The organism is Rathayibacter sp. AY1F3, from assembly GCF_002931975.1.
GTDB lineage: Bacteria > Actinomycetota > Actinomycetes > Actinomycetales > Microbacteriaceae > Rathayibacter.
In genome coordinates this window covers 178,569-200,758 of the sequence record NZ_PSVF01000003.1, presented here as the reverse complement: position 1 = coordinate 200,758, position 22,190 = coordinate 178,569, and the positions used below count along the sequence as shown (strand labels likewise).

Sequence of the window (22,190 nt, the reverse complement as noted above, 5' to 3'; positions counted from 1 at the left end):
CGCCCCTGCGTGCTCCGGCGAGCGGGGGCGGGACGTGCTCGTCGTCTCCGCGCTCCTTCCTCCGCGCTCCTCCATCGGTGCGTCTCGGGGTCGTCGGAGCGCTCTCGAGGAGGACGCGCCGATCGACTCGGTGGCGGAGGCGCGATCACCCGCCCGAGGGCTGATCAGCCGCCGTCCGCCGGCGTCGGCGAGACCGACTGCACGAAGTGGATCTCGCCGTCGAGGCTGACGAAGCCGCGGCCCATCGTGGGCGGGACGGGGAAGCGCCGCGGGATCTGCGCGCCGAGGAGAGTGCCGTCGTTGTCGACGTCGGGCTGGAGCAGCAGCACGGAGCGGGAGGCCGCCGCCTTCTTCGTCCAGTTCCCGAAATGGCTGCGGAGCTCGCTCGACCGGCCGGCCAGCACGACGCAGAGTCCCGGGCGACCCGACGAGACCAGCCTCATCAGCGCCTGGTCGGTGTCGTCCCAGCGCTCGGCGTCGTCGAGGAGGAGCAGCACGGGGCCCTCCTCCGTCGACAGCGACGCGAGGAGGGTGCGGAGTTCCTCCGCGCCCACGGCGAGTCGGTCGAGGTCGGCGCCCCTCAGCGGGGAGCGTCGATCGCACACTCCCCAGACGGCGACCGAGCCGGCGGCCCGCGCCGCCTCGGCCAGGGCGAGCAGCACGGTCGACTTGCCCGATCGGGCGGGTCCGGCGATGACGACGTGCTCGCCCTCGAAGACCTGGAACGCCAGCGGGGCGAGGTCCGACTCGCCGAGGCCGATCGGGAGCAGCCACGGCTCGCGATCGAAGCGGGCCTCGATACCGAGCGCGCTCACGGCGACCCTTTCGGGAAGCGTGCCGACCGTGTTCGTCCTGCGGCGCGCATCCGGCCAGGCGGCCGCGAGCTCGGCGATCGCGTCGTCGAGACCGGCCCTCGGAGTCGCGACCTGCGTCTGCAGGAGCGACGAGGTGAGAACGCAACGCCCCGGCACCGCTGCCGGCGCCTGCACCGGCTTCACCCCGGCGGCGGCGTAGTCCTGCGGGTCGGCGAGGCGGAACAGCCACTTCTGCGTCGTGACCTCCTCCATCACCGCGGGGACCGCCCTCGCCCGGGTGCTCGTCACCGCGAAGTGCAGGCCGAGCTCCGGTCCGTCGGCGTAGGCGCGGGTGAACGCCTCCATCAGAGCCAGGCCCTCCCAGTCCTGGAACTCGTCCTTCAGAGTGGCGAGACCGTCGACGAGCACCAGCGCACGACGGTGGCCCCCGGGCGATGCTCGGCGCCGGCGCACCTCGTCGCGCAGGTGACGGAGGAACCGGGTCTGCTTCTCGTGGGATCCGCCACCTGCGCCGACGTAGGAGACGGTGTGCGGGAGTCGCGCGAGCGGGGCGGAGTCGCGGGAACCGGCATCGAGGACGTAGAGGTCGAGCTCGTCCGGGGGGAAGTGGCGGGCGGCCGTCAGCGCGATCGACGCGAGCGCCGTGCTGGTGCCGCTGCCGGGGATGCCGATGAGGAGCAGGTTCCCCTCGCCCAGATCCCAGCCGGTCGGCGTCCGGCGCTGCCGGTCAGGGTCGTCCGAGAGTGCGACGTGCAGGACGTCGCCGACGACGCGACCGAGGTCGGACTCCTCCGCACCGAACCCGCTGAGGGCCACGGTGTCCTCGAGCGGCTCCGGCCAGATCGGGCGGGGAGGGCCGAAGCCCGAAGCGGCGTCCGCCTCGACCACCGCGTCGATCAGGAGGTCGAGATCGGTCGGGGCCGTCTCGTCGGCGGCGACCGGGGAGGGGCCCTCGACGGGGACGCCCGTGGGTCCGACCGGGCGGACCTCGATCGCCTCGACGGCCGACGCCTCCGCGCGACCGGTGACCAGCGCCGTCTGGACGGGCGAGATGTCGTTCTGGCCCCGCTTCACATACGCTCGGCCGGTCTGGGAGCGGGAGATCCCGGCCGCGCTCGCGACTCCGATCACGTCGGCGGAGTCGTCCCGGCTCTGCACCCGGAGGGCGACGCGGAGGTTGGTGTTGGCGAGGATGTCGTCGTTCACCACTCCGGCAGGACGCTGGGTGGCGAGGATCATGTGCACGCCGAGCGTCCTGCCGACCGCGGCGACGCTCACGAGGGACGTCAGGACGTCGGGATGCTCCTTCGCGAGAACGGCGAACTCGTCGACGACGAGCAGGAGCCGCGGCATCGGCTCCGGCGGCGAGGTGGCCCAGTACGCGTCGAGGTCGTCGACACCCTCGCCGGCGGCGGCGAAGAGCCGCTGACGACGCCGCATCTCGGCCTGGAGCGAGCGCAGCGCGCGGTCGGCGAGCTGGGCGTCGAGGTTGCTGATGGTGCCGATCGTGTGCGGGAGCCGCTCGCAGGACGCGAACGCTGCACCCCCCTTGAAGTCGATGAGCACGAGGGTGAGGCGCGTCGGATCGTTCCAGGCCGCGAGGCCGGCCACGAAGGAGCGCAGGAACTCGCTCTTGCCCGAGCCCGTGGTGCCGCCGACCAGGCCGTGCGGGCCGTCGGCGACGAGATCGAGCACGAGCGGACCGTGCTCGGACGAGCCGACGGGCGCGCGCACGCCCCGGGCGCTCGACCACCACCCCCGGACGTCCGCGGCGGTCGGACGATCGGCGCCCAGGAGCGGCGGCAGCCGCACGAGCGCGGAGAGGGCCGCCCCCGCGGTGACGAGCTCCGGGTCCTCGAAGCGCGCCAGGTCGCGCGCACAGCGCTCGGCCGTGGAGGAGGCGAGACCGGCGAGCACCACGTCCTCGACGGTGATCCGCTCGTCGGGCCGGGAGAGGAGCGCCGAGGCGTCCGCTCCGACCCGGACGACGACCGTGCAGAAGGCGGGGAGATGCTCCTCCGACGCCGCGAGGACGAGGCCGGAGATCCGGGTCGCCGCCTCGCGCTCGCCGCGGCCGAGTCCGAGGAGTTCGCGCGCCGGAGCGGCGCGTCCCTCGGTCAGCACGTCGGAGTCGAGCACCAGGAGCACGCGCGGCGAGTCCTCGTCGCGGAGGGCGCGGAGGAGCTCGGAGCTGCGGTCGCGCCGGTCGGAGAGGCGGCGTCCGCCCCCGGGCAGACGCGTGTGGGGGAGCCAGGAGGCCCAGCTCCAGTCGGAGTCGCGTCGCCGGTCGCAGAACACCCCTATCGCCAGGTCGGCCGGACCGCAGTGGACCGCCGCCTGGCAGAGCAGGCTCCTCGCCAGAGCGAGGCCGCCCTCGCGGTCGCCGACGATCCCGACGACGCCCGAGTCCGCGAGATCGATGGACACCGGCGCGCTCGGGACGACGCTCACCGCGAGGATCGCGCGCACCTCCTCCTCGAGCCGCGGCACTCCGCGCTGATCGAGCGGGGGAGACCACGGGACGTCGCCGACGCCGATGTGCAGGCGGAGCACATCGGCGGAGGTCGCGCGCCGCTGCCACAGCGACGTGGCGGGCAGCGCCGCCCGGCGGATCGTCGTCGCCGGGTCGGGCGCGTCCTCCTCGAGGCGGGCCCGTTCGACACGCGCGGAACGGGCGATGTCGTCGCGGAGCGTCTGCAGCGCCTCGCCGTAGCGCTGCTCCTCGGACCGGGTCGCTCGGGCGTGCCGGTGCCGCTGCTCGAACCACATGCCCACCCCGGCCACGGGGCTGAGCGCGGCGAAGAGGGCGTAGCGCGCATCGCCCATGATGAGGACCATCGCGAAGGCGAGGACGAGCGGCGCGGCGACGGTGATCACGCTGAAGGTCGTCGCGGAGGCGATCTCGAGGCGGGCCGGCGGGACGACCGCCTCGCCGGCCGCCGGACGTCCCGGTCGCGGCGGCCGGTTGAAGGGCACGGTCGCCGTCGCGGTGACGTTGTCCGTGCTCCCCGGCTCGGGCGCGAGGAGCTCGGGAGGCGCGGGGCGCAGGCGGAGAGCCGCCCCACCGGCGATCACGACCACGGCGTCGGAGACCAGGACCCCGTCCCCCGTCGCGGAGACGCCGTCGACCAGAGTGCCGTTGGTGCTGTCGGCGTCGCGCACCCGCAGGCCGTCGCCCTCGCGGGTCACCGAGAAGTGCTCCCAGGAGGCGCTCGCCGTGTCGAGGACGACGTCGGCGTGCGGGGAGCGGCCCACGATCAGCGCACGGCCCCGCGGGATCTCGACCACGGCTCCCGCGCCGAGACCGCCCGACAGCACGGCCGTCCACCCGCGGGCCGCGGCAGGTCGGGGCAGGGGGGAGCGGGCGATCCGCGTTCCCTCGAGCAGCAGCAGATCGGCCAGCCGGGTCTCCACAGGGTGCAGGGCGGTGTCGACGGCGAGGGCCGTCCCGGGCGGGAGGCGGTGCCCGGTGGCGGTGGCGATCAGCTCGCCGAGTGTCGCGGAGTCGCGGTGGCGGCCGAGGTCGATGTCGGAGCGGGTGCCGTCGAGGTCGAGGAGGAGTCGCACCGGGGGCTCACGGTCGGGGCTGTCCGGCGAACCAGAGCAGCGGCGGGTCGGCGGGCCGCAGGCCGAGGCGCTGCGGCGAGGAGTGGAGGGGGAGTACCGGGGCGTCCAGAGCGTGCGCGGCGCCGAAGTCGAGCGGCGGACCGGCGAGCCCGTCCGCCGCTCCGATCGTGCATCCCCGGAGTGCGGCGGCGACCGCCGAGGGTGCCCTGCTGCCTGCGACGGCCGCGGCTCGCACGAGCGCCACGACGGCGTCGTGGCTGGGGGCGTCCGCGACCGCGGAGAGATCGCGGAACACGCGGTCGCCGAGGAGGGTCGCCCGCGCGGCATCGTCGGCGGTCATCCGTACGGCCCCCAGGAACGCGGAGGCCGCGCGTCCGCGCTCGTCGCCGCGGAGGGCGACCGCGTCGCCGGAATCCGTGCCGATCGTCGTCAGATCTCCCGAGAGGGTGCCTCCGGCCGCGGCCAGGGCGGGAGCGAAGGCGGGGCTCAGCGCGTCGGGCGTGAGCAGGATCGGGACGGACGCCCCCGCCGCCTGCAGAGCGGCGACCGCCGTCGCCTGCGCCGCGGCGGGGCCGGACACGACGACGCGCTCGACCGCCGGCTCGCCCTCGAGGTGCGGGCGGGCGGCGGTGATGATCACGTCCGCGGTGGCGCCGGGATCGGCGGTCACCGTCGCGGCGGGCGAGAGACCGGTCGGGGTGCCTCCACCGGTGTCGACGAGGAGTACCCGGGCGCCTCCGCCGGCCTCCTCCACGAGTGCCGCGTCGGCCGAGGCGGTGTCGGGTCCGAGGGACCAGACGCCGTCGCCGGGCAGGGCGGGGCCGCCTCCGTACGGGAGGACGGCCGCTGTCCCCGCGGCCCGAGCGGCGTCCACGGCCGCAGCGGTGTGGGTGCCGTGGGTCGCGAGGACGAGGCCGGACACGCCCTGCCCCGTCAGCTCCTCGACGGCGGCGCGGGCACCCTCGGGCGTCCCGTGGTCGTCGACGGCGACGAGACCGATCTCGCAGCCGCCCATCGCTGACCGGTGCGCGGCGACGACGGCGCCGTTCGCCGCGTCCTTCCATTCCGCGCCCTCGCCCGGAGCCGAGCTGAGCGAGACCACCACCCCGAGCGTCATCCGCTCGGGCACCCGGGCGCACGAGAAGCCGACAGGCAGAGCGGCGACCTCCGTCATCGGAGCCGACTGCGGGGGCAGGAAGGAGACGAGGGCACCGCTGACGCCGAGGAGGGCGACGGCGCCGCCGACCAGCATCGTGGTCCGTCGGGCGGTGCGGGGGTGCTGCGCCGCGCGCCTGCCCAGGCGGGTCATCGCTCGTCCCCGATCCGGAAGGAGTAGACCGTCCGGGTCCGCGTGCCCTCGGGCAGGTCGAGGTGGAACGCGGGAAGCGCATCCCCGGCCCGGAGGGAGGCCCGCTCCTGGGCCTGCGCCAGCAGGATGCCCGAGACGTCCTCGGACCGCACCGCGGCGTAGCCCCGTGCGCTCTGCGAGGCGAGGGCGAGCTGCACGTCGGCGGTGCCGACCTTCGCGGCACTCGTGGTCATCGATCCGAGCAGGCCGGAGCCGCCGACCGTCCGGTCGCCGAGGTCCAGGAGCACCTTGTGCAGATCGGCTGCGAGGAGCGCGGCGGCCGCGTCGGTGTCGCGGGTCGAGGCGTCGATCGTCGTCGCGATGCCGGCCAGGGAGGCGCGCGTCCGCTCAGAGACGGCCCCGCCGATCCGGGCCTCCGCGGTGCGGAGAGCCCGGTGCCCGGCGTCCACCGTCGCTGCACCGTCGGAGCGGATGCCGGAGGAGGCCGTGCGCAGGCTCGAGACCGACCGGTCGAACATCGCGACGACCGCGTCGGCGTCGGCGCCGGAGCGCGTCGAGATCCGCCGCACCTGCTCGTCGAGGAGTGCGGTGACCGCGGATGCGGCTGCCGTGTCCGCCTCGGCGAACGCATTCTGGATCGCCGGTGCGAGAGCGTCCTGCTGGGCGCCGAGAGCATCGATGCGGGTGCCGAGGGCGTCGCGCTGAGCGGTCAGCGCGTCGACGCCGGTGCGGAGGGAGGCGAGCAGGCCGGTGAGGCGTGCGTCGTCCGAGCCGGCCGTCGCGCCGGCCTCGGCCACGCCGCTGCGGACCGTGGCGAGCGCGGCGCGCAGGGCGGCGAGGTCGGCACTCGCGCCGGTGCTGCCGACGGTGGAGGCGACGGCGGTCCACGCGTGGACCTGGTCGCTCAGCCGGTCGGCCAGGGGGGCCGGATAGCCGTCGGGAGCGTCGAGGCGGCCCGTGCCGGAGCAGGGCGTCGCGGTCAGGTAGGCGCGGAGCTCCTCGACGGAGCCCCGGGTCACCTCCACGGGTGCACGCGTCGGGCGCCCGGTCGGCGTGGGTGCGGCAGCAGGGGACCGTGTCGCCGGCGACAGCTCGCAGAGCCGATCGGCCAGCTCCTGGTTCTGCGCCGACAGCGACCTTGTGCTGGTCGGCGTGCCGAGCTCGTCCAGGGCGGTCGTGGCGGCGGTGCCGACCGAGGCGACCGTCGTCTCCAGGCCCGCGGTGTCCGCGTCGAGCCCGTCCAGCGTCGCCGACAGGGCGGCGAGTGCCCGGGTGACGGATCCCTCCGGGTCGGCCAGGGTGTCCACCGAGGCCGACGCGGCGTCCACCCTGCTCGCGAGGGCGGCGAACCCGGCCTGCACGCCGTCCATCAGCTCCGGCTGCAGGGAGTCGACGAGGTCCTGCCCGCGATCGAGCATCCCGAGCAGCACGGTGTCGACGGCGGCTCCGGAGGCGGCGAGGGAGCAGGTGGTCGAGGGTGCCGTGCAGGTCTCGGCGGAGGGCTGTGCCGGCCCCGCGGCAGCACGGAGAGCCGCGACGACCTCGTCGCGGCAGGACTCGGCCGCCGTCCCGTACGCGTCGAGCTCGGCCGTGAGCCGCAGCAGCTCGGAGTGGATCGAGCCGGAGCGGCCGCCGTCGACGGCGACTCCGCATCCGCTGCCCGAGACCGTCGGCGGCGGCACCGCGGCCGATGTGTCGCCCAGCAGGGCGTCCACCGCGTCGATCGCCTCGGACAGCTGCGCCAGCAGGCCGGACTCGGTGCCCGAGACCGTCGACGACAGCTGCGCCCGGAGCGCGCCGAGCTGCCCGGAGAGCCTCTGCATCGAGGCCGCCGTCGAGGCGGCGCCGGCCCGCAGCTCCTCGGCCGTGCGGACACCGAGAGTCTCGGAGGTCGCGTCGAGCGAGGCCCGCACCTCGGCGACGGTGGTGCCGGCCTGCGTCAGCAGGTCGTCCACCGCGGTGACGACCTCGATCGTGCGGCGCTCGAGGGCGAGCGGCGAGGCGTCGGAGGAGTCGAACGCGGCGCCCAGCGCCCCCTCGGTGGTCGGGTCGGTGCTCAGGCCGGGCTGGACCGCCAGGTCGAAGGCGGGGACGGCGAAGTCGGCGACGTCGGCGACGAGGGTCAGCGTCGCCGTCGCGCCACCGCCCGGGGGAGCGAGGAGAGCGGCCCACTGCACGACGGCGTCTCCGTGCTCGTCACGGCTGAGCACGCCGTTGGTGACGGCACCCGACTCGCTCTCGGTGACGACGCGGCTCGGCGGGACGCCCGGCAGGACCGCGGAGGCTGCGATCGTCAGCGGAGCGCCGACGAGTGCACTGCGGCGGGCTGCACGACCGGCCGCGTCGAACGCGACCTCCTCGGGCCGGACCGTCAGGTTCTCCACCGCGAGCGAGATCTCGATCCGACCGGAGCGCCCGGCGAGGTCGGCCGGATCGGTGCCCGAGGCGTCGGCGGCGCGCCACGAGGGCCGGACACGGACCGGCAGGTCGGCGGCGACCTCGGGGGGATCGTAGACGGTGGTGGTCGCCGAGGTGTCGGACGGGTCGTCGCCGACGGCGAGGGCCGTCCCCTCGATCGCACGGACACCCCCGTCGGACGAGACGGCGACGGACACCGCCTGCAGCACCCTGGCGGCGGTGAGCGCCGGCTCCGGTGGCGTGCAGCCCGCCAGTACAGCGGCCACGACCGCGATCGCCGCTGCGGCCGTCGTCCTGCGAGCATTCGAGCGCACCCTGACCACCCCTCGTCCCGACGGGGCACCGGGCGGTGCCGCTCACGTCGACATGAGAGATGCTCGCAGATGAGCGGAACCCCGAGAGCCGGTGGCGCACGATGACCTGCACCGCGCGCCCCGGGGTCAGACGAGCTTCAGCTTCTTGCGGAGCGCCTGCACGTGCCCGGTCGCCCGGACGCCGTACTGCGCGAACTCGAGCGCTCCCTCGGCTCCGACGACGAACGTCGAGCGCAGCACGCCGACGACGGTCTTGCCGTAGAGGCTCTTCTCGCCCCACACCGCGTACGCGCGGTGCACGGTCATGTCGGGGTCGCTCAGCAGCGGGTACGCGATGCCCTGGGCGTCGGCCCAGCGGCGCAGCGCCTCCGGGGCGTCCCGCGAGATCCCGAGGACCTCGTAGCCGGAGTCGCGGAGGGACGCCGCGTTGTCGCGGAAGTCGCAGGCCTCCGTGGTGCAGCCGGGGGTGTCGGCCTCGGGGTAGAAGAACAGGATGACGCGCCGTCCGCGGTAGTCCGCGAGCGAGACGGGCTCGCCGTCCTGGTTCGGCAGCGTGAACTCCGGAGCGGAGTCGCCGGCGGCGAGGCGCGCCTCGGCGGGGAGGGGGGAGAGGTCGGTCATCGTCTGCTTCCGTCGGTCGTGGCGAAGGTGGTCAGGAGGCGCTGGAGCGAGTCGAGGCGCTCCGGTCCGCTGGCGCCCAGCAGTCCGCCCTCGACCGCCTCGATGATGGCGCAGTCGGGGGAGTCGGGCAGGTGCGTGCAGCCGCGCGGGCAGTCCCGGGCGATCACGGCGAGTGTCGTGAACGCGCCGAGGATGTTGTCGGTGTTCACGTGGCCGAGTCCGAACGAGCGGACGCCGGGGGTGTCGATGACCCAGCCGTGCCGGTCGCCGCGCTCCACGCGGAGCGAGACGGTGGAGGACGAGGTGTGCCGACCGCGGCCCGTCACGGTGTTCACGCGCCCGATGGCCCGGTGCGCGTCCGGGACGAGCTTGTTCACGAGGGTGGACTTGCCGACTCCGGAGTGCCCGACGACCACGGTCTCGTGGCCGAGGAGGGCGTCGGCGATCTCGTCGACCGGCGGCTCGTCCTGGCTCGAGAGGAACACGCGGAGGTCGAGCCCCTCGAAGTTGCGGAGGAACGGGGCCGGGTCCGCGAGGTCGGTCTTGGTGATGCAGAGCATCGGAGTGATCCCGGCGTCGAAGGCGGCGACCAGGTAGCGGTCGACCAGCCGGGTCCGGGGCTCGGGGTCGGCGGCGGCCACCACGCAGAGCATCTGGTCGGCGTTGGCGACGATCACGCGCTCGATCGCGTCGGTGTCGTCGGCGCTGCGGCGGAGGAGGGTCGACCGCTCGCGGATGCGGACGATGCGGGCGAGCGTCCCCTCGTCGCCGCTGGAGTCCCCGACCACGTCGACGCGGTCGCCGGCCACGATCGCCTGGCGCCGCAGCTCGCGGGCCCGGGCCGCCGTGAACTCGTGCTCCTCGGGCGTCCCGTCGCCGATCATCACCGTGTAGCGACCCCGGTCGACGCCGAGCACCATCGCGATCTCTGCGTTCTCGTAGGCGGGCCTGTTCTTGGTCCGGGGCTTCGTGCCCTTCGGGTTCGGGCGCACCCGCGCGTCCGACTCGTCGTACCCGTCGAAGTCGTCGAGAGCACCGTCGGCGTCGAGGCCGCTGTCCGTCCACCACGACACGGGTCAGACCGATCCGGCGAGGGTCGTCCACAGCTCCGGGAACTGCGGGAGGGTCTTCGCTGTCGTGGCGACGTCCTCGATCACCACGCCGGGGACCACCAGGCCGATCAGAGCGCCGGCGTGGGCCATGCGGTGGTCGGAGTAGGTGCGCCAGCGGCCGCCGTGTAGCTCGGCGGGCTCGATGCGCAGACCGTCCTCGAGTTCCGTGACCCGGCCGCCGAGGCCGGTGATCTCGGCGGCGAGGGCGGCGAGGCGGTCCGTCTCGTGGTGGCGGATGTGGCCGATCCCGGTCAGGGTGCTGGGAGTGGAGGCCAGCGCGGCGAGGGCGGCGAGGGCGGGGGCGAGCTCGCCTCCCTCCGACAGGTCGAGGTCCACGCCCAGGATCTCGTCGCCGCCGGTGACCACGAGGTCCTCGCCGTCGCGCTCGACGCGGGCGCCGAACAGCGGCAGGATCCGCTCGAGGTGCGCCCCGACCTGCGTGGTGACGGCCGGCCAGTGGCGAAGCCGGACGCGGCCGCCCGTGACGAGGGCCGCAGCGAGGAACGGCGCGGCGTTCGAGAGGTCGGGCTCGATCAGCACGTCGGCGCCGGCGATGGGCTGCGGCGCGACGGTCCACTCGCCGTCGGCGGGCGTGCCGACCTCGACGCCCCGTGCCGCCAGCGCGGCGACGGTCATGTCGATGTGGGGCCGGGAGGGGACGGCGCTGCCCTCGTGGCGCAGGTGCAGTCCCTCCTCGAAGCGGGCGCCGGCCAGCAGGAGCGCCGAGACGAACTGGCTCGACCGCGAGGCGTCGACGACGACGTCGCCGCCCCGGACGGCCCCGGACCCGTGGACGGTGAAGGGGAGCGCGCCGCGGCCGTCGTCGGCGACGTCGACGCCGAGCGCGCGGAGGGAGGCGATCGTCGCCCCCATCGGCCGCTTCGCCGCGTACGCGTCGCCGTCGAAGGTGGTGGGGCCGAGCGCGAGGCCGGCCAGCGGCGGGACGAAGCGCATCACGGTGCCCGCGAGCCCGCAGTCGATCGTCGTCGAGCCGAGCAGCTCCTCCGCGGGCTCCACGACCAGGTCGGCGCCGAAGCCGCCGGTCGAGCCGGACTCCCGGATCGTGGTGCCGAGCGAGCGCAGCGCCTCGATCATCAGGGCGCTGTCGCGGGAGTGCAGCGGCGCCCGCAGCGTGGAGGGCCCGTCGGCCAGAGCAGCGAGCACCAGCTCCCGGTTGGTCAGCGACTTGGAGCCGGGCAGGCCGACCTCGGCGTCGAGAGCGCCGGCCGCGAGGGGTGCGGGCCAGGCATCGTCGCCGGGGAGCGCACGGGCGTCGCCGTACGGATCGAACTCGGGAGCGGAATAACGCGAGAAGACCATCGGTTGTCAGGATAGTCGGCGCGCAGGGCGTCGTCAGGAGCGTGACGGAGGCGAGCATGACGGCAGCACCCCCGGTCCTCCGGAGCAGCAGGCCCGTCGCCCGGAGGCGCCCTCGTGCCGCAACCCCGGTCGTCCGCCGCGCCGCCGCTCTAGAATCGCTCGTGATGACTCGCGACGACGAACCCCGCACCACCCCCGCCGACGAGGCTCCCGAGCCCGCCGACGCGGAGCAGACGATCGTGGAGACCGTCGAGGAGTCGCTGGACGACGCCCCGGTCGAGGCTCCCGTCGATCTCCGCTCCCTCTTCGAGCAGCAGGCGCTGCCCTTCATCGACCAGCTCTACGCGGCCGGTCTGCGGATGACGAAGAACCCCTCCGACGCGCAGGACCTCGTGCAGGAGACGTTCGCCAAGGCCTTCGGCGCGTTCCGCCAGTTCGAGCAGGGCACCAACCTGAAGGCCTGGCTCTACCGCATCCTCACGAACACGTTCATCAACTCGTACCGCAAGAAGCAGCGCGAGCCCTACCAGAGCGCGATCGACGAGCTCGAGGACTGGCAGCTGGGCGGCGCCGAGTCGACCACGGCCACCTCCAGCCGCTCGGCCGAGGCGGAGGCGATCGACCACCTCCCCGACACCGCGGTGAAGGAGGCGCTCCAGGCGATCCCGGAGGACTTCCGGCTCGCCGTCTACTTCGCCGATGTCGAAGGCTTCTCCTACCAGGAGATCGCGGACATCATGAAGACCCCCGTCGGGACCGTCATGAGCCGGCTGCACCGCGGCCGGCGCATGCTGCGCGAACGACTCACCGACTACGCACGCGAGCGCGGATTCCGCGCCGCATTCACTTCCGGGAGCACGAAATGACCGACAGCGGCTGCACGAAGGCGAAGGCCGAGCTCGAGGAGTACCTCCACAACGAGCTGTGCAAGGAGGACGCCGCCGACATCCGCGAGCACATGGCGGGATGCGTCGACTGCGCCGATGAGGCGAAGGTCGGCGTGGTGCTGACGGTCGCCGTGCAGCGGGCGTGCAAGGAGACGGCGCCGGAGGACCTCCGCGCCCAGGTGCTCGGCATGCTCCGCGACGAGCACGCCGCGCACTCGCAGGCGCCCGCCCGCCTCTAGGCGCCGCACGACCCGGGGAGCCCCGGCCGTTCGAGACCTCCCGCGCACCGCGGGCCCTCGAGGGGCCGGGGCTCCGTCGTGTCCGGCGGCCTCCGGTCGCCGCGGCACCCGCACGTCGCGAGCGCTTCTGCCGGTTTCTGTGGGCCTGCGGTCAGGCACGGTCCGCCCGCAACGCGACGGGCCCGCCGGAACACGAGGTTCCGACGGGCCCGACCGCGTCGTGCGGACCGCGGATCAGCGGGTGAGCGCCCGCGACAGCAGGTCGGCCTGCTCGGAGGCGTGCCGCTTGGCCGAGCCCGCCGCGGGGGAGGCCGCGGACGGCCGCGAGACCACGCGCATGGACCGGCCCAGCTTCGGAGCGACCTCGAGGGCCATGAACGGCCAGGCGCCCTGGTTCTCGGGCTCGTCCTGCACCCAGACGAGCTCCGCGTCCGGGTACCGCTCGGCGATGCCGCGCAGCTCCTCGATCGGCGCCGGGTAGTACTGCTCGACCCGCACCAGCGCGATGCCGTCGTCGGGCTTCTTCTCGAGCTCCGCCTTGAGGTCGTAGTGGACCTTGCCGGCGTGGAGCAGGACGCGCTTCACGGCGGAGGCGTCCTGGATCCGCGCGTCGTCGATCACCGGCTGGAAGCGGCCCGAGGTGAAGTCCTCGACCGGGCTCGAGGCTCCGCGCAGGCGCAGCATCGCCTTCGGGGTGAAGACGATCAGCGGTCGGCGGGGCCGGGAGTAGGCCTGGCGGCGCAGCAGGTGGAAGTAGGACGCCGGCGTCGACGGTCGCGCGACGGTCATGTTCCGCTCGGCGCACATCTGCAGGTAGCGCTCGATCCGCGCCGACGAGTGGTCGGGGCCCTGGCCCTCGTAGCCGTGCGGGAGCAGGAGCACGAGCGACGAGCGCTGGCCCCACTTCTGCTCAGCCGAGGAGATGAACTCGTCGATCACGATCTGGGCGCCGTTCGCGAAGTCGCCGAACTGCGCCTCCCACAGAACGAGCGAGTCGGGCCGCTCCACCGAGTAGCCGTACTCGAACGCCATCGCCGCGTACTCCGAGAGCAGCGAGTCGTAGATCCAGAGCCGGGCCTGCTGCTCGGACAGGTTCATCAGCGGCAGCCATTCCTGGCCGTTCTCGCGGTCGTGGAGGACCGCGTGGCGCTGGACGAAGGTCCCGCGGCGCGTGTCCTGGCCGACGAGGCGCACCGGGGTGTCCTCGAGGAGCAGGGAGCCGAGCGCGAGCAGCTCGCCGAAGGCCCAGTCGATGGAGCCGGAGCGGCTCATCTCCTGGCGCTTCGCCAGCAGCTGCTGGAGCTTGGGGTGCACGGTGAAGCCCTCGGGCGGCGTCGTGAACGCGTCGCCGATGCGGGTGACGACCTCGGTCTTCACGCCGGTGACCTCGGGCTCGCCCGGGTAGTCCTCGCCCTGCTGCGCGTCGGGCAGCTCGAGGTCGGCTACGGAGTCGCCGTCGGCGGTGATCACGGGGATCGCGCCGGTCTGCGCGGCGTGGGTCTCGGCGAACGCGCGCTCCAGACGGTCCTGGAAGTCCTGGTGGGCGCGGTCGTACTCCTCCTCGGTGATGTCGCCGCGGCCGACGAGCGCCTCGGTGTACAGCTTGCGGACCGAGCGCTTGGCCTCGATCAGGCTGTACATCAGCGGCTGGGTCATCGAGGGGTCGTCGCCCTCGTTGTGCCCGCGCCGGCGGTAGCAGATCAGGTCGATGACCACGTCGCGGTGGAACCGCTGGCGGTACTCGAACGCGAGCTGCCCGACGTGGACGACCGCCTCGGGGTCGTCGCCGTTCACGTGGAAGATCGGCGCCTGGATCGTCTTCGCGCCGTCGGTCGAGTAGATCGAGGTGCGGGCCTCGTGAGGGGGAGTCGTGAACCCGACCTGGTTGTTGATGTTGATGTGGATCGTGCCGCCGGTGCGGTACGCCCGCAGCTGCGACATCTGCAGGGTCTCGACCACCACGCCCTGGCCCGCCATCGCGGCGTCGCCGTGGACGAGGATCGGCAGCGTGGTGAAGGTGCCGATGGGCTTGCGGTCCTGCTTGGCGCGGACGATGCCCTCGAGCACGCCGTTCACGGCCTCGAGGTGCGAGGGGTTCGCCGCCAGGTAGACCGGGATCTCCTCGCCCGCAGCACCGCGGAAGGTGCCCTCGGTGCCGAGGTGGTACTTCACGTCTCCGGAGCCCTGGACCGTGCGCGGGTCCTGGGTGCCCTCGAACTCGCGGAAGATCTGACCGTAGGTCTTGCCGGCGATGTTGGTCAGCACGTTCAGGCGGCCGCGGTGGGCCATGCCGATCGCCACCTCGTCGAGGTGCTCGTCGGCCGCGCCCTGCAGGACGGCGTCGAGCAACGCGATGAGCGACTCCCCGCCCTCGAGCGAGAAGCGCTTCTGGCCCACGTACTTGGTCTGCAGGAAGGTCTCGAAGGCCTCGGCCTCGTTGAGCTTGCCCAGGATGCGCAGCTGCTCGTCGTGGCCCGGCTTCTCGTAGCCGCGCTCGAGCTTCTGCTGCATCCAGGCGCGCTGCTCCGGGTCCTGGATGTGCATGTACTCGACGCCGACGGTGCGGCAGTACGAGTCGCGGAGGATCCCGAGGATGTCGCGCAGCTTGAGCTGGCGCTTGCCGCCGAAGCCGTCCGTGACGAACTCGCGGTCGAGGTCCCAGAAGGTGAGGCCGTGGCTCTCGATGGCGAGGTCGGGGTGCGAGCGCTGCACGTACTCCAGCGGGTCGACGTCGGCCATCAGGTGCCCGCGGACGCGGAACGAGTTGATGAGCTCCTGAACGCGGGCGGTCTTGGAGACGCGCTCGGCGAGGTCGACGGCGATGTCCGTGGACCAGTGGATCGGGTCGTAGGGGATGCGCAGCGCGGCGAAGATGTCCTCGTAGAAGCCGCGGCCGCCGAGCAGGAGCTCGTGCACGATCTTGAGGAACTCGCCCGAGCCGGCGCCCTGGATGACGCGGTGGTCGTAGGTCGAGGTCAGGGTGATGGTCTTGCCGATGCCCAGCTCGACCAGCGTCTTCTCGGACGCGCCCTGGAACTCCGCCGGGTACTCGAGGGCGCCGGCGCCGATGATGCAGCCCTGGCCCTTCATCAGGCGGGGGACGGAGTGGACCGTGCCGATGCCGCCGGGGTTCGTCAGCGAGAGCGTGGTGCCCGCGAAGTCGCCGGCGACGAGCTTGTTGCCGCGCGCGCGCTTGACCAGGTCCTCGTAGGCCGAGAGGTAGGCCGTGAAGCTCAGCGTGTCGGCGCGCTTGATGCTCGGCACGAGCAGGGCGCGCGTGCCGTCGGGCTTCGGCATGTCGATCGCGATGCCGAGGTTGACGTGCGCCGGAGCGACGACCGCGGGCTTGCCGTCGACCTCGTCGTAGAACACGTTCTGGCTCGGGAAGTCCTTGAGCGCGCGGATGAGCGCCCAGCCGATCAGGTGCGTGAACGAGACCTTGCCACCGCGGGTGCGGCGCAGGTGGTTGTTGATGACGATGCGGTTGTCGATCATCAGCTTCGCCGGGATCGTGCGGACGCTCGTCGCGGTGGGGATGCTGAGGCTGGCGTCCATGTTGGTCGCGAGGCTCTTCGCCATGCCGCGGAGCGGGGTGACGACGTCCTCGTCCGGCGTCGAGTCCTCGGCGGAGGGCTTGCTCACCGGAGCGTCGGCCGGGATCGGCTGCGCCTTCGGCTGCTTCGACGTGGTGCGGGAGGCGGGGGTCGACTCGGAGGAGGAGGCTGCGGCGGGATGGGTCACGGCGCCTCCGCCGCTCGACGAGACGCGCTCGGCGGCAGCGGCGGGCTTCGAGGCGGCGGGCGCGGGGGCCGCGGCGGGAGCCGGAGCCGGAGCGTCCTTGCCGGAGTTCGCGAGCTGGGCGCCGTAGCGCTCCAGGATGGGCCACCAGGACTCGTCCACCGAGGCGCGGTCGGCGCTGTACTGCTCGTACAGCTCCTCCACGAGCCACTCGTTGGCTCCGAAGTCCTCCGCGCCCTGCTCTGTTCCTGCTCCGGTCAACTGGCTCGACACAGCCGATCGCCCACTCTCTCCGTTGATTCGTCCTCGATCATCCGGACGGGCCCGTCGCATCCCTCGGCGCCTGCCACCGCGGCGGAGGAGGTCGTCCTCGCACCAGCGGGAACCGGTGCCGTCGCCTGGTCCCGTCCCGGTCGCCAAGCCTAGCCCCGTTCCCTGCACGGCCGACCCGGGGCCGCGCCGGAGTAGCGTTTCCCCCATGCGTTTCTCCGGCGGAACACCCTCAGGCGACCTCACCTACTCGGACGTCTTCCTCGTCCCCGGCCGCTCGTCGGTGACGAGCCGCCTCGACGTCTCGCTCGCCCCGGGCGACGGCACCGGGGCGACGATCCCCGTCGTCTCCTCCAACATGAACTCGGTCACCGGTCAGCGCCTCGCAGCGACGCTCGCGCGCCGGGGCGGGCTCGGCGTCCTCCCGCAGGACATGCCTCTGCAGGCGCTGGACGCCGCGATCCGCTGGGTGAAGCGCCAGCCGGTCGCCTTCTCCGGCGCCCTCACCGCCTCGCCGGCGACGACCGTGGAGGAGGCGCTGCGCATCCTGCCGGCCGTCGCCGGCCACGGCTTCGTGGTGCAGGAGGAGGGCGGCGCGATCCTCGGCTGCGTCCCGGCCGCGCGCCTGGCGACCGCGCTGCCGGACGCGCGCCTGGGCGACCTGGTGCACTCCGCCACGCCCTCGATCGACGCCGACGACGTGCCCACCGCGCGGGCCGCCTTCGACCTCATGGTGGCCGCCGACCTCGACTTCGCCCCGGTGCTGCACCACGGCGCCCTGGTCGGCACGCTGTCGCGCACCGGCGCCCTCCGCTCCACCGTCTACGACCCGGCGCTCGACGCGGACGGGCGTCTGCGCGTCGCGGCGGCGATCGGCATCAACGGCGACGTCGAGGCGAAGGCGCGCGCGCTCGTCTCCGCGGGCGTCGACGTCCTCGTCCTCGACACCGCGCACGGCCACCAGGAGGGGATGCTCCGGGCGCTCCGGACGGTCTCCGCGCTCGATCTCGGAGTGCCGATCGCGGCGGGCAACGTCGTCACGGCCGACGCGGTGCACGACCTCGTCGACGCGGGAGCGGACATCCTCAAGGTCGGCGTCGGCCCCGGCGCGATGTGCACCACCCGGATGATGACCGCGGTCGGCCGCCCGCAGTTCTCGGCCGTCCTCGAGACGGCCGAGCGCGCGCACGAGCTGGGCGCCCACGTCTGGGCGGACGGCGGGGTGCGCTACCCGCGCGACGTCGCCCTCGCGCTGGCCGCGGGCGCCGCCTCCGTGATGATCGGCTCCTGGTTCGCCGGCACGATCGAGGCGCCGGGGGAGCTGCGCAGCGACGCGGCCGGCCGGGTCTACAAGGAGAGCTGGGGCATGGCCTCGGCCAAGGCGGTGCAGGAGCGCTTCGACCGCCTCGACGCGTACGAGCTCGCCCGCAAGCGCCTCTTCGCCGAGGGCATCTCCTCCTCCACCATCTACCTCGACCCGTTGCGGCCCTCGGTCGAGGACCTGCTCGACATGATCACCTCGGGGGTCCGCTCGTCCTTCACCTACGCCGGCGCCCGGAGCGTGGCCGACTTCCACGAGCGGGCGCACGTGGGCCTGCAGTCGGCCGCGGGCTACGAGGAGGGCAAGGCGCTGCCGGTCAGCTGGTGAGCGGGCGCCGCGTGCTAGAACCGAGCCCATGACCATCGTCGACAACGCCGTGTACGTCGACGGCCGCCGCATCCGGAACCCCGACTCGCTCGAGGACACCTTCGAGCTGATGCGCGACGAGCACGGCATGGCCTGGATCGGCCTCTACCGCCCGACGCGCGAGGAGGTCGAGGCGGTCGCCGAGGAGTTCGGGCTGCACCCGCTCGCCGTCGAGGACGCGCTGAGCGGGCACCAGCGGGCCAAGCTCGAGCGCTACGACGACGGGCTCTTCGTCGTGCTGCGGCCGGCGCGCTACGCGGACGCCGCCGAGACGGTCGTCTTCGGCGAGCTGCACGTCTTCGTCGGCCCCGACTTCGTGGTCACCATCCGGCACGCCGATTCCCCGGACCTCGCCCGCGTGCGCCGCCGCCTGGAGGAGGATCCGGCCCTCCTCGCCCGCGGGCCCGAAGCGGTGCTCTACGCGATCCTCGACCAGGTCGTCGACGAGTACGCGCCGGTGGTGTTCGGCGTCCAGGGCGACGTGGACGAGATCGAGGACCAGCTCTTCGGCGACGACTCGGACGACGGGCTCTCGGAGCGCATCTACCGGCTCTCGCGCGAGGTCATCCACTTCCAGCGCTCGGTGCAGCCGCTGACCGCCCTGCTGCACGAGCTGCTGCAGGAGTCGACGCCCGTGGAGGGGGAGCCCTCGCCCTCGCCGGAGCGGATCGAGCTGCGCCGGTCACTCCGCGACGTGCTCGACCACACCATCCGCGTGACGGAGGCGGTCGACTCCCTGCGCGCGATCCTCGACAAGGCGCTCACGGTGCACTCGACGCTCGTCTCGCGCCGGCAGACCGAGACCGGGCTCGCCCAGAACGACGTGGTCCGCAAGATCTCCTCGTGGGCGGCGATCCTCTTCGCCCCGACGCTCGTGGCCGGCATCTACGGGATGAACTTCGACGACATGCCGGAGCTGCACTGGCGGCTCGGCTACCCCTGGGCGCTGGGCCTGATGGTGCTGTTCGGCTTCGCGCTCTACGCGGTGTTCAAGCGGAAGAAGTGGCTCTGAGCCGCCGCGTCGGAGCACGCCCGGCGGCGCTCCGCGGCGGGTAGACTCGGCGCCACAATGGACGACCCTCCCTCTGCGCATCCGGCCTGTTCCGCTCACTGCCGTGCTCCTCGGACTCCCGCTCGACGCTCCGGTGCCTCCGCTCCGCCGGCCCGCACTGTCCGGCCCTCCTCGCACCTCCTTCTCGTGACCGGGGGCGACCACCGTGGGAACTGAGTGGCTCCTCCTCGGCGTCGGCCTGCTGCTGACCCTGGGCACCGGCGTCTTCGTCGCCAGCGAGTTCGCGCTGGTGAACCTCGACCGGGCCGACCTCGAGGCCCGTCGCGACCGCGGCGAGACGCGCCTGGGCATGACCATCGCGGCCCTGCGCGTCACCTCCACGCACCTCTCGAGCGCGCAGCTGGGCATCACCCTCACGACGCTGCTCACCGGCTACACGATGGAGCCCGCCCTCTCGACGCTGCTCCAGGAGCCGTTCAGCGGACTCGGCATCCCGGAGGAGGCGCTCGCGCCGGTCATGACGGTGGTCGCCATCGTCATCGCGACCCTGCTGTCGATGATCCTCGGCGAGCTGGTCCCCAAGAACTTCGCCCTCGCCCTGCCGCGGGCGACCGCGAAGCTCGTCGTGCCGCTGCAGACCGCGTTCACGACGGTGTTCCGCCCGGCCGTCGCCCTGCTGAACGGCAGCGCGAACGCCCTGCTGCGTCTGGTCGGCATCGAGCCGAAGGAGGAGCTCTCGGGCGCCCGCAGCGCCGAGGAGCTCTCGAGCCTCGTGCGCCACTCCGCCAGTGCCGGACTGCTCGAGGAGGACACGGCCGACCTGCTCGGGCGCACCCTCCGCTTCTCCGCCCTCACCGCGGGCGACGTGATGACGCCGCGCCTGCGCCTGTCGACGGTCGAGCGCGCGAGCACCGCGCAGGACGTGCTCGACCTCGCCCGCACCACCGGGTTCTCGCGCTTCCCGATCACGGACGACGACATCGACGACATCGTCGGAGTCGTGCACGTCAAGCAGGCCGTCGCCGTGCCCCGCGGCAAGAGGTCCGACGTGCCGGTCACGGCGCTGCGCTCCGAGCCGCTCCGCGTCCCCGGAACCATGAAGCTCGACGTGCTGCTCACGGAGCTGCGCGGACGCGGCTTCCAGCTCGCGGTCGTCGTCGACGAGTACGGCGGGACGGCGGGCGTCGCCACGCTCGAGGACCTGGTCGAGGAGCTGGTCGGCGAGGTCGCCGACGAGCACGACCGCTCCCGGGCCGACGTCGTCAAGCTCCCCGGCTCCACCACCTTCCCCGGCATGCTCCGCCCCGACGAGGTCCTCGACCGCGCCGGCGTGCACATCCCCGAGGAGGGGCCCTACGAGACGGTCGCCGGATTCGTGATGAGCGAGCTCGGCCGCCTCCCCGCCGTCGGCGACCGGGTCGACGTCGAGGGCGGATCTCTGCGCGTCGAGCGCCTGGACGGCCGCCGCATCGACCGCCTCCGCTTCACCCCCGACCCCGACGCGGATCTCGACGGGATCCCCGACCCGCTCGCCGACGTCGCCCGCGGACACCGCGGACGGAAGGAGTCCGACGATGAGTGACTGGGCCGGAATCGCCTGGCTCGTGGTGCTCCTCGCCGCGAACGCCTTCTTCGTCGGAGCGGAGTTCGCGGTCATCTCCGCGCGCCGCTCCCAGATCGAGCCCCTCGCGGAGAGCGGACGCCGCAGCGCGATCACCGCGCTCGCCGCGATGGAGCACGCCACACTGATGCTCGCGACCACGCAGCTGGGCATCACCGTCTGCTCGCTGCTGATCCTCAACGTGAGCGAGCCGGCGATCCACCACCTGCTCGAGGTGCCGCTGCACGCCGTCGGCATCCCCGACGAGCTCTCCGGCACCGTCGCCTTCGTCATCACGCTGCTGATCGTGTCGTTCCTGCACGTGGTGCTCGGCGAGATGGTCCCCAAGAACATCTCGTTCTCGATGCCCGACCGCGCCGTGCTCCTCCTGGCGCCGCCGCTCGTCGCCATCGCCCGGGTCCTCCGCCCGATCATCGTCGCCCTCAACGCGGTCTCGAACGGAGTGCTCCGCCTCTTCAAGGTGGAGCCCAAGGACGAGGCGAACAGCACCTTCACGCTCGAGGAGGTGCAGACGATCGTCGACCAGTCCACCCGCGAGGGCACCCTCCGCGACTCGACCGGGACCCTCCTCGCCGCGTTCGAGTTCACCGAGAAGAAGGTCCACGACGTCGCCCTGCCCCTCGACGGGATCGTCAGCCTCCCCAGCGGAGCGACCCCCGCCGACGTCGAGCGCGCCGTCGCCAAGCACGGCTTCTCGCGCTACGTGATCCTCGGCGAGGACGGCACCCCCGAGGGCTACATCCACCTCAAGGACGTCCTCGACCTCGACGGCGACACGGAGGGCGCCAAGTTCCGCCTGCCCGTCCCCGCCAAGCGCGTCCGCCAGCTCGCCTCGATCTTCGAGGCCACCGACCTCGAGGACGCCCTCGCGATCATGCGGCGCACCGGCGCCCACCTCGCCCGGGCGTTCGACGAGCAGGGCCGCGCCACCGGAGTGCTGTTCCTCGAGGACATCATCGAGGAGCTCGTCGGCGAAGTCGACGACGCCACCCGCCGCTAGGCGCGGGCCGCGGAGGGGCCGTCTGCGGCGTTGTCGTCGGGCGCGATACCGCCGGTATCGCTTCCTCCTCCGCCTTGCATCCGACCCCTCCGCGGCCCGCGCCCGCGGGTGCTGGAGGGGGCGTTCGCGGCGTTGTCGTCGGGCGCGGTACCGCCGGTACCGCTTCCTCCTCCGCCTTGCGACTGCCCCCTCCAGCACCCGCGCCCCTCTGGAGCAAGGGGAGAGGGGTGCGGCTGCGCCGGCACCAGTGCGCTGCGCCG

General features: G+C 73.4%; 13 protein-coding genes. 6 read left to right on the top strand and 7 right to left on the bottom strand.

Annotated features, from left to right (window positions below):
- Positions 1-164 precede the first annotated feature (164 nt).
- From C5C39_RS03745 to aroA, 6 genes are all read right to left on the bottom strand, one after another.
- On the bottom strand, positions 165-4,382 hold the full coding sequence (locus C5C39_RS03745; RefSeq protein WP_104352700.1) for an FtsK/SpoIIIE domain-containing protein: 4,218 nt from the start codon (positions 4,380-4,382) through the stop codon (positions 165-167).
- A 7-nt stretch (positions 4,383-4,389) separates the two neighbouring features.
- On the bottom strand, positions 4,390-5,691 hold the full coding sequence (locus tag C5C39_RS03740; RefSeq protein ID WP_104352699.1) for an ABC transporter substrate-binding protein: 1,302 nt from the start codon (positions 5,689-5,691) through the stop codon (positions 4,390-4,392).
- Positions 5,688-8,423 carry a hypothetical protein gene (locus C5C39_RS03735; protein WP_146083870.1) on the bottom strand — a complete coding sequence of 912 codons (2,736 nt, stop codon included), beginning with the start codon at positions 8,421-8,423 and terminating at the stop codon, positions 5,688-5,690. Before C5C39_RS03735 ends, C5C39_RS03740 begins: the two co-directional genes overlap by 4 nt.
- Before the next feature lie 126 nt (positions 8,424-8,549).
- Entirely contained in the window at positions 8,550-9,044 is a 495-nt protein-coding gene (gene bcp, locus C5C39_RS03730) for a thioredoxin-dependent thiol peroxidase (protein ID WP_104232788.1), read from the bottom strand.
- Complete coding sequence (gene rsgA / locus C5C39_RS03725; protein WP_104294955.1) at positions 9,041-10,117, bottom strand: ribosome small subunit-dependent GTPase A; 1,077 nt, start codon at positions 10,115-10,117, stop codon at positions 9,041-9,043. Before rsgA ends, bcp begins: the two co-directional genes overlap by 4 nt.
- A 3-nt stretch (positions 10,118-10,120) precedes the next feature.
- The gene (gene aroA / locus C5C39_RS03720; RefSeq protein ID WP_104225496.1) at positions 10,121-11,476 is read right to left on the bottom strand and encodes a 3-phosphoshikimate 1-carboxyvinyltransferase; all 1,356 of its coding nucleotides are present in this window, start codon (positions 11,474-11,476) and stop codon (positions 10,121-10,123) included.
- A 164-nt stretch (positions 11,477-11,640) separates the two neighbouring features.
- On the opposite strand from aroA, the gene C5C39_RS03715 reads away from it, so the two are divergent.
- Positions 11,641-12,342, top strand: coding sequence for a sigma-70 family RNA polymerase sigma factor (locus C5C39_RS03715; protein ID WP_104224117.1), 702 nt, complete (start codon positions 11,641-11,643; stop codon positions 12,340-12,342).
- Positions 12,339-12,602, top strand: coding sequence for a zf-HC2 domain-containing protein (locus C5C39_RS03710; protein WP_104224116.1), 264 nt, complete (start codon positions 12,339-12,341; stop codon positions 12,600-12,602). The genes C5C39_RS03715 and C5C39_RS03710 overlap by 4 nt, the downstream gene beginning before the upstream one ends.
- 234 nt (positions 12,603-12,836) lie before the next feature.
- Here the strand turns inward: C5C39_RS03710 and C5C39_RS03705 are convergent, their stop codons facing one another.
- Positions 12,837-16,613 (bottom strand): multifunctional oxoglutarate decarboxylase/oxoglutarate dehydrogenase thiamine pyrophosphate-binding subunit/dihydrolipoyllysine-residue succinyltransferase subunit, encoded by a 3,777-nt coding sequence (locus C5C39_RS03705; RefSeq protein ID WP_181068290.1) that lies wholly within the window; start codon positions 16,611-16,613, stop codon positions 12,837-12,839.
- Between the two features lie 205 nt (positions 16,614-16,818).
- On the opposite strand from C5C39_RS03705, the gene C5C39_RS03700 reads away from it, so the two are divergent.
- The 4 genes from C5C39_RS03700 (at position 16,819) to C5C39_RS03685 (ending at position 21,930) form a co-directional block, all read left to right on the top strand.
- Positions 16,819-18,258, top strand: coding sequence for a GuaB1 family IMP dehydrogenase-related protein (locus C5C39_RS03700; protein ID WP_104246650.1), 1,440 nt, complete (start codon positions 16,819-16,821; stop codon positions 18,256-18,258).
- 28 nt (positions 18,259-18,286) lie between these two features.
- Positions 18,287-19,309: a magnesium/cobalt transporter CorA gene (gene corA / locus C5C39_RS03695; RefSeq protein ID WP_104224113.1), complete on the top strand. Its 1,023-nt coding sequence runs from the start codon at positions 18,287-18,289 to the stop codon at positions 19,307-19,309.
- 205 nt (positions 19,310-19,514) lie between these two features.
- On the top strand, positions 19,515-20,891 hold the full coding sequence (locus tag C5C39_RS03690; RefSeq protein ID WP_104352697.1) for a hemolysin family protein: 1,377 nt from the start codon (positions 19,515-19,517) through the stop codon (positions 20,889-20,891).
- Entirely contained in the window at positions 20,884-21,930 is a 1,047-nt protein-coding gene (locus tag C5C39_RS03685) for a hemolysin family protein (RefSeq protein WP_104352696.1), read from the top strand. The genes C5C39_RS03690 and C5C39_RS03685 overlap by 8 nt, the downstream gene beginning before the upstream one ends.
- Positions 21,931-22,190 lie beyond the last annotated feature (260 nt).

What these genes read in the sequence shown, in the direction of transcription:
- C5C39_RS03685 (WP_104352696.1), top strand. Translation starts at nt 20,884, where the DNA reads ATGAGTGACTGGGCCGGAATCGCCTGGCTCGTGGTGCTCCTCGCCGCG.
- aroA (WP_104225496.1), bottom strand. Translation starts at nt 11,476, where the DNA reads ATGGTCTTCTCGCGTTATTCCGCTCCCGAGTTCGATCCGTACGGCGAC.
- C5C39_RS03740 (WP_104352699.1), bottom strand. Translation starts at nt 5,691, where the DNA reads ATGACCCGCCTGGGCAGGCGCGCGGCGCAGCACCCCCGCACCGCCCGA.
- C5C39_RS03715 (WP_104224117.1), top strand. Translation starts at nt 11,641, where the DNA reads ATGACTCGCGACGACGAACCCCGCACCACCCCCGCCGACGAGGCTCCC.
- C5C39_RS03700 (WP_104246650.1), top strand. Translation starts at nt 16,819, where the DNA reads ATGCGTTTCTCCGGCGGAACACCCTCAGGCGACCTCACCTACTCGGAC.
- corA (WP_104224113.1), top strand. Translation starts at nt 18,287, where the DNA reads ATGACCATCGTCGACAACGCCGTGTACGTCGACGGCCGCCGCATCCGG.
- bcp (WP_104232788.1), bottom strand. Translation starts at nt 9,044, where the DNA reads ATGACCGACCTCTCCCCCCTCCCCGCCGAGGCGCGCCTCGCCGCCGGC.
- C5C39_RS03710 (WP_104224116.1), top strand. Translation starts at nt 12,339, where the DNA reads ATGACCGACAGCGGCTGCACGAAGGCGAAGGCCGAGCTCGAGGAGTAC.